Genomic DNA, 8,336 nt, shown 5'->3' with positions numbered 1-8,336 from the left:
AAGAAAGCCGCCATTCGCGGTACCTGGCACGAATGGCGGCAATGATGTGCAAAGCCGACTAAGCACAGAGTATAAACTGCGTTATTTATTGCTATAATTGGCAGGAATTGTTTGTTGGAGTAATCGAATTGCTCAACAACCTATTAGCCAAGCCGACCATGTCAGGCAATCTTTCTGCTTGCAATAGCCGCATCCAGCCAACCGCTGTCCATCTGGGGCACCGAGGACAAGAGAAGTCCAGTATAGTCGTCGAACGGCGGGCTTAAAACCTCGGTTTTTGTGCCATATCTCACCACCTTGCCTTGATGCATCACGGCAATCGAGTCGGCAATTGACGTTACCGTTGCCAGATCATGTGTAATGAAAAGATAAGCAACGTTGTCCCTTGCTTGAAGCTCAAGTAGCAACTTCAAAATGCCGTCTGCCACAAGCGGATCAAGGGCCGAGGTCACTTCATCGCATATGATAATGCCCGGACGCGCAGCCAGCGCCCGGGCGATACACACTCGCTGACGTTGCCCACCTGACAGCTCCGCAGGATACCGATGCCCTATGTCCAGCGGCAGATCGATCTTTTCAATAAGGCTATCAACTTCAATACCCAACTCCTTGCCGCGCTTGTTGAAATAAAACTCGATCGGCCGGCCGATAATCGTCCGGATCGACTGACGCGGGTTCATCGCCGTATCCGCCATCTGATAGATCATCTGGATCCGGCGCAACTCTTCTCGTGTGCGCTGCGCAAGTTGCCGCGAGAGCGGTTGACCTTCAAAACGGATCTCTCCGGAGCCCGAAGAAAGCAGGCCGGTCACCACGCGTGCCAGTGTCGATTTTCCAGAGCCGCTTTCGCCCACGATCGCCAGGGTCTGACCTTCGCTAAGCTCCAGTGACACATCATGCAAGACCTTCAAGCTGTTGCCATAACAAGCGCTAACACTCTTGAGTTGCAGGACCGGCTGCTTGTCTGGTTGCTTTTCGTGGTGGCTGACAGAACGCACCGATAGAAGCGCTTTTGTATAGGCTTCGCGCGGAGCATCGATGATTTGCGCGGTTCGTCCGTATTCGACCTGACGACCGTCCTTCAACACCATGATGTCATCGGCAACCTGAGCGACAACAGCCAGATCATGGGTGATGTAAATGGCGGCAACACCATACTTTTTGATAACGGACTTTATGGCCGCAAGCACATCAATCTGGGTGGTGACATCGAGTGCCGTTGTCGGTTCATCGAAGATGATCAGGTCGGGTTTCGGGCACAGAGCCATCGCGGTCATGACCCGCTGCAATTGTCCACCGGATACCTGATGGGGATAGCGGTCGCCAATGGTGTCGGGATCGGGCAGGCTCAAGGCCTTGTAAAGTTCCCGGGCTCGCGCGACCGCATCGGTGCGTGACATCAAGCCATGTTTGAGCGTAGCTTCGATCGTCTGGTCGATCAGGCGCTTTGCCGGGTTGAAGCCGGCCGCTGCCGACTGTGCGACATAGCAGACTTCCTTGCCACGCATCGCATTCAGCCCCTTGCGGCCCGAGGCGAGAATGTTCCGGCCGTTCAAGACAACTTTACCATTGGTGACTTCAATGTTGCCCCGGGCGTATCCAAGCGGAGACAATCCGATGGTCGATTTGCCTGCTCCGGATTCCCCAATCAGGCCCAGAACCTTGCCTTTTTCCAGCCGGGCTGAAACGCCCCTGACAATGGGATGCAGGTCCGGCGCATGCCGGTTGTTCCCGCTGCGCGGGACGCTAATTTCGAGGTTCTTGATTTCCAGCAAGGTCTCAGGCATCGGCTCCGCTTCCCTTGAGGTTCGAGGTTCTGTTGAGGATCCAGTCGGCAACGAGGTTCACGGAGATTGCCAGAAGGGCGATCATCGCAGCCGGAACGAGAGCCGCAGGGATGCCAAACACGATACCCGCCTTGTTTTCTTTTACCATACCACCCCAGTCCGCTTCGGGCGGCTGTATACCCAGCCCGAGGAAGGACAGTGCCGACAGGAACAACACCATGAAGATGAATCGCAGTCCGAACTCGGCGACCAGTGTGGACAGCGCGTTGGGAAGGATTTCGCGGGTAATGATCCAAAACCGTCCTTCACCGCGCAACTTGGCCGCCTCGACATAGTCCATGACCCGAATGTCGACAGCGACTGCACGGGCGAGGCGAAATACACGTGTGGAGTCGAGAATACCCATGACAAGGATCAACGTTGGGATGGTTCCGGGCATGACCGAGAGGACAACAAGCGCAAAAATCAACGTTGGAATAGACATCAGTAAATCGACCCCGCGCGACAAGACCTGATCGACCAGCCCTCTGGCTTCCGCTGCGATCATGCCCAGCGATGCTCCGAGGAAAAATGATAAGAGGGTTGCAGCAGCAGCGATTGCAAGGGTGGTGCGGGCGCCGTAGATGATGCGGCTCAGGAGGTCGCGGCCAAGATTATCGGTCCCAAGCCAATGCTGACTCGACATTGGTTCCCATACCCCACCTACAATCTCGGCCATCCCGTAAGGTGCTATCAAAGGAGCAAATACCGCTGCCAAGACAAATACGCCGGTAACAATCATGCCAATAAATGCACCAGGAGGAATACGTAACAGTCTCATGAAATCCTCCCTCACTTCGGATACAATAGACGTGGATTCGTCAGGATCGAAATGACGTCGGCAAGCAAATTCAAAAGAATGTAAATTGCTGCAAACACCAGCCCGCAAGCCTGAACGACTGGTACATCACGCTTGGCGACGTGGTCGACGAGATATTGTCCCATGCCCGGGTAAACGAAGATTACCTCGACAACGACCACCCCGACAATGAGGTAGGCCATGTTCAGCATCACCACGTTGACGATTGGCGACAGTGCATTCGGCAGGGCGTGTTTGTAAATGATCTTGAACCGGCCCAAACCTTTTAGTTCGGCCGTCTCGATATAAGCGGCTTCGATTACATTCAAAATGGCTGCCCGGGTCATGCGCATCATGTGGGCAAGGACAACCAGAGTCAGCGTGACCCCCGGAAGAATAATCGCAGTCAGACGCTCGGCAAAGTTCATGTTTTCGTTGACGATAGAGACCGTCGGCAGCCAGCCAAGTTTCACACCGAATACGAGGATCAGCAGGTAGCCGATAAAGAACTCGGGAAGTGAAATCGAGGCGAGAGTGCTTGCTGAAATGAGCTTGTCCGGAAACCGGTCCTTGTAGCGAACTGCGACAAGACCGAGCAAGACCGCAAGCGGGATTGACAGGACCGCCGCAAAAGCTGCGAGAAACAGTGTGTTTGCCAGCCGGTAGCCAATCGCTTCGGAAATGCTGGCGCCACTGGACAGAGCGTTGCCAAGATCCCCTTGCAGTACCCCGCCGAGCCAATGGAAATACCGGACAACAGCGGGCTCATTCAGACCCAGCTCCTGTCTCAAGTTGGAAAGGCTCTCGGGAGTGGCTCCCCGGCCGAGGATCGATTGCGCGACGTCTCCAGGCAATATTTCGGTACCCGCAAAAATCACGGCAGAGACCGCGAGTAGCAGGAGGCAACCCAGCGCAATGCGCTGAGCCACCAGAACTAGGGCGTGGGTCATGTCAGGACGCAACCCACATTTTCATCGGCGCATAGTGGTTCATCATCCCGAACCCCTGTGACGGCCCCCAGCCTGCAATGCGATCAGACGTTGCATCGATGAAGTTGTTGAACATCGGGCAGATCAGGCCACCGTCGTCCCGCAGTATAACGCTCATATCGCGGTACATCTGCTTCCGCTTGGCTTCATCCAGTTCCGCCCGGGCAGCAAACAGGAGCTGATCGAACTGCTCGTTGAAGAAGCGCGTATCATTCCAGTCAGCGGTTGACAGATAAGCGGTTGCAAACATGGCATCCTGAACCGGACGACCGCCCCAGTAGCTGGTGCAGAACGGTTGCTTGTTCCAGACTTCCGACCAATAGCCGTCATCTGGCATCATTGCCAGATCAAGCTGGATACCTGCCTTGGCGAGGTTCTGCTGGAAAATCTGTGAGGCATCAGGCGCACCCGGGAAGGAGTTTTCAGAAGTTCGGAGCAAAACTGCCCCCTCGTGCCCTGAGGCCTTGTAATGAAATGCAGCCTTGTCAGGGTCGTACTGCCGCTGTTCGATGTCGTCGGAATAAAGCGGGTAAGTCGAATTGATTGGTGTGTCATTTCCGATAGACCCGTTACCGAACAGGATCTTGTCTACCATTTCCTGGCGGTCGACCCCGTATTTGAGAGCGAGGCGCAAGTCCTTGTTGTCAAATGGAGCCGTGTCCACATGCATGATAAAGGTATAGTGACCAGCGCTTGGAACGGAATGGACGGTGACATTTGGCGCACGGCCAATCAGGCTGGCAAGCTTAGGCGGAACGCGATTGACAATATCGACGACGCCCGACTGAAGGGCTGACATGCGCGCCGTGTCGTCATTTATCACGTAAAGCTCGATTGTACCTGCATGCCCCCAACCAGAGCGCCAGTGGTTAGGGTTTTTCTCAAAGACTGTGCGGACCCCGGGCTCGTGTGCCTTGATCACGTAGGGACCGGTGCCGATTGCCGCCGCCGGCGCGTCCTTGCCGCCATTCGGCTGGATCATGAGGTGATAATCGGCCAATAGGTATGGCAGATCCGCATTCGCCGCGTCGAGCGTGAAGACAACACTGTCGCCGTTTGTGCGAATATCGGAAATGCCGCGTAACACACCGAGCGCACCTGATTTGGTATCCGCACCTGTGTGACGTTCAAAGGTAGCCTGCACATCGTCTGCCGTCAGAGATTTACCGTCACTGAATGTTACGCCGGGTCGGATTTTAAATGTCCAGGTTTTGGCGTCTGTGGACGCGCTGTACGCTTCGGCTAGAACCGGGTCCAGCCCACCTTCTTCATTGAGTTCTACGAGCGGTTCTCCCCACATGCGCAGGATTTGCGTTGCGGTCGAGTTAGAGGCTGTGGCCGGGTCGAGACTGTCAGTCGAAGCTCCCCCTTGAATACCGATTTTCATCGTACCGCCGGAAACCGGGCCAGTGGCCTGCACCCGCGTCGAAAGCATCGTGCCAGCCATTGCCGCCGTCAGCCCGAATGCCGAAGCGCGGCCAAGAAAATCTCGTCGGTGCATTTTTCCTTTCACGGCCATGTCAGCCAAAAATTCCAGTTCTTTGCCCATTTTCTCCACCTCTGTTTTTTAGTTTTCAGTCTTGTTGCACTTCCGGTTTCCGGGGCACTCTTTCGAAAAACTCCCGGCTGAAGATGCAAGTGCCCTCCTCCAGGGCTTCCAGCTTGCCTGCCAGATAGATGAACCGCGCATCGGCCCGCATGGATGTCTGCAATTGCGTTCCGGCCGCAAACCCTTCTCGAGACACCAACCCGTTCCACTCGATATCAACCTGCGGCGATGAAATGTCGCCGGGATCTATCGACCACTTTTCTCGAACCGAACTGAAGCGCTGTAATCCGAATTCTTCGATCGCGATTCCGCCATCGTTCGAGAGAATTTCAAGTACATGGCGGCCGTCTTGCTGCTGAAGCGACTTCGTCTTGACTGGTGCGTTCAAAGACCGAACAAACATCGACCGCTCAATTCGGGCAGGCAATTCATTCGCAAGCGGTGTCTCCCTCCCGGCAAATACAGGCATTGACAACTGGCCGCCCGTGACGGTCAACGTGCAGGGTTCCGCGTCCGGCCAGCTATATGGCCAGTAGGAAGAAGACAGGGCGAGCCGCAGCCGATGACCGGCTGGAAGTTCGTAGCCAATATGGTCAAGCCCAACATGCACACGATAGGATTCACCCGGCTTCAGGTCCGCAGCCCGTTCAAATCCGTCACGAAATAGCAGGTTTAACATTCCGATAGAGATCAAACGCGAGTCGCCATCCGGTGCAACATCACATAGTCGGGCAACCACTTGGCCGCTGGTGGTGTCTGAGGCAACACTGAGCGTGACCTTTGGAGTGCCCAGAAAGCTGATTGCATCTCTGACCGGTCGTGTTTCGAAAAGCAGTGACAGGGCATCGTCTGGTGATTGTTCCGCCGGATGATCGAGATCGCAGAGTTGCGTGCTAAAAAACTCCCCACTTTTTATTCCGCACAATGGCTGAGGATTGACCCGGCGAACAAACTGCCCCTCCTCCGCGCCTAGTTCTTGGCCATTGAAGTGAAAAACACGATCCGACACCGAGCTATCCGGCCAGTTCTGCAATGAGACCCAGCGACCTGGAACATCAGGGCCATGCCGCTCTCTTGAAGTGCCATTCATGATATAGGCACGCAGTGCCGGGCCAGCGTCCGCTCCATTTTCGATGCCCTTTAACCAACGGTCCCACCAACGAACCGCTTCTTGCGGAAAATCCAACCACGGTCCGTAGGATGCGATATGCGGGTAGTTGTGATCCCACGGACCAAGCAATGCCTTGACCGGAGTCCCGTTTCCAGAAGCGTTCAGGAGATTGATCGGCAGATTCCGATAGCCGTCCCTTAGGCCGGCTATCGCGAGCACCGGAATATCGATCCGTCTGGCATCGTCCAGCACCGACCCGCGTTTCCAATAGGTGTCACGGCTTCTGTGGCGGCTCCAGAGTCCGGGCAGGAAAGATGTTTTCTCCAAGCGATTCAACCAAAGGTCCCGCCAGCCTTCACCAGCTATTTCAGGGTCCGGAGGCAGCGAAATGATTGACATGGCCCTCGCGGCCCAGCCAACATTTTCGGCAAGTTCGCAACCACCCTTGTAATGAATGTCGTCGTCGAACCGGTCGAGAACAGCCGCAGCAGCAATCACCGCCTTCAACGCCGACGGACGGCGGGAAGCGGTCTGCAGGGCATTAATGCCGCCCCACGAAATCCCCATGATCCCGACTGAACCGCTGCACCATGCCCGGGCTGCCGCCCAATCGATGACGTCCTCGATATCATCAAGTTCCTGGTTGGAGTATTCGTCCTCAAACACCCCCTCGGAATCACCGGTACCTCGAAGATCGACACGGATACAAACATATCCATTTGCAGCGAAGTGATTATGGGTCGTGTTGTCCCTTGCGTAGGTTCCGTCCCGCTTCCGATAAGGCAGCGCTTCCAGGATGACAGGAAGAGGGTATATTTCGGACACCTCCGGCATCCAGACCCTCGCGGATAGAGACACCCCATCCCGAAGCGGGATCCATTCGTCTTCTATGACTTTGAACTTGTCACGCATTTGGTTTTTCGCTCCATCCATAGAATAACGGTGGGACGGTTTCCAAACGCGATCAATTAAGCGAGTTTAGTCCTTTTTAAGCTTTATTACGCTACTTTGGTGTTTATAATCAGTCCAGCCCGGAACAAATTTTGACGTTTTAAATACGTTATCCGGTCTGGCTGGCCGCTACTATTCTGGAGCTTGGTTCCAGAAAGATTAGCAGTGCCAGTGTTTTACATAGCGCTCCGGTATTAGGCGAGAAGTCAGTTTGGGGAGTACAATGCCGAAAGAAGACGCTCGTAAACTGTATGCGACAAATTTGCGCTTGTTGTGTCAAAAGCACAAATCTGTCTCCGAAATCGCGCGGAAGATTGGCATTAACCGGCAGCAGATAGAAAAGTACCTTAAGGGGACCTCACTTCCTTCGGCCTATTGGCAACATCAGATTGCCGAATTCTTTGAGACCCCCGTAGAGGCATTTTTCCTGGGGGACGTGATCCCAGGCACTTTATTGGCTCAGAGTAAGGCAACAGCGTCTCGCAACAATCCATCCGTGTTGGTGGAAAGTCTTTCCTCAAGCGAGTTGTCCCGCTTGAGGAATTATGAGGGAATCTATCATGTGCATTTTGTTTCTCCCGCCTTCAAGTCATTGATTCATGTCGGTGTCACCCTGATCCGGGAGCAAAACCATCGGATGAACTCCGTGTTTTTTGTCAGAAGCCGCGATCCTGAAACCGGCATCATTCACCGTTCCCATCTCTATGGAACTGTATTCTTGCGCGGAGAAAGGCTCTTCATTGTGGAGAGTTCCAAACGTGCGCAAGACCGTTTGTCGGAGACTATCCTTTATCCATCACATGGCGACCGGATGAAGTATATGACCGGCATATGCGTCGGACTGACGTGGCATCCGGAAAGTGAGCCCTATGCCTCACGTACGATCTGGAGGCGCGCCGGAGCCTCGCTGGATCTCAAGCAAGCCATCCGCGGATGCGGTCTTTATTCGCTCTCTAATCCACAAATCGACCCTGTGGTGCGGAACTATTTTGGAACCCCGGGATCACTATTTGAAAACAATACGATCAGCGCTTGAAAGCGCTCCACGAGCGCGCGTGGTCTGCATCAACCGACGTCTAGCGGTCAGAACAAGATTAGTAAAAAATCCTGC

General features: G+C 54.5%; 6 protein-coding genes. 1 reads left to right on the top strand and 5 read right to left on the bottom strand.

Features of this window, described 5'->3' with window-relative positions; genetic code table 11:
• Positions 1-161 precede the first annotated feature (161 nt).
• Genes E1297_RS06140 through E1297_RS06120 form a run of 5 tightly spaced genes read right to left on the bottom strand, consistent with a single transcriptional unit; the run spans position 162 to position 7,186 of the window.
• The gene (locus E1297_RS06140) at positions 162-1,787 is read right to left on the bottom strand and encodes an ABC transporter ATP-binding protein (protein ID WP_155135293.1); all 1,626 of its coding nucleotides are present in this window, start codon (positions 1,785-1,787) and stop codon (positions 162-164) included.
• Positions 1,780-2,607: an ABC transporter permease gene (locus tag E1297_RS06135; protein WP_155135291.1), complete on the bottom strand. Its 828-nt coding sequence runs from the start codon at positions 2,605-2,607 to the stop codon at positions 1,780-1,782. Before E1297_RS06135 ends, E1297_RS06140 begins: the two co-directional genes overlap by 8 nt.
• A gap of 11 nt (positions 2,608-2,618) precedes the next feature.
• Positions 2,619-3,575 (bottom strand): ABC transporter permease, encoded by a 957-nt coding sequence (locus tag E1297_RS06130; protein WP_155135289.1) that lies wholly within the window; start codon positions 3,573-3,575, stop codon positions 2,619-2,621.
• Position 3,576: 1 nt separating this feature from the next.
• Positions 3,577-5,163 carry an ABC transporter substrate-binding protein gene (locus tag E1297_RS06125; RefSeq protein WP_155135287.1) on the bottom strand — a complete coding sequence of 529 codons (1,587 nt, stop codon included), beginning with the start codon at positions 5,161-5,163 and terminating at the stop codon, positions 3,577-3,579.
• A gap of 25 nt (positions 5,164-5,188) precedes the next feature.
• Positions 5,189-7,186, bottom strand: coding sequence for a CocE/NonD family hydrolase (locus E1297_RS06120; RefSeq protein ID WP_196223215.1), 1,998 nt, complete (start codon positions 7,184-7,186; stop codon positions 5,189-5,191).
• Between the two features lie 262 nt (positions 7,187-7,448).
• Between E1297_RS06120 and E1297_RS06115 the strand changes: the two genes are divergently transcribed.
• Positions 7,449-8,261 (top strand): helix-turn-helix transcriptional regulator, encoded by an 813-nt coding sequence (locus E1297_RS06115; RefSeq protein ID WP_155135283.1) that lies wholly within the window; start codon positions 7,449-7,451, stop codon positions 8,259-8,261.
• The last annotated feature ends 75 nt before the right edge of the window (positions 8,262-8,336 follow it).

This window comes from Roseibium sp. RKSG952 (genome assembly GCF_009711355.1).
The sequence above is the reverse complement of the archived record's forward strand: the minus strand, read 5'-3'. Positions and strand labels throughout refer to the sequence as shown.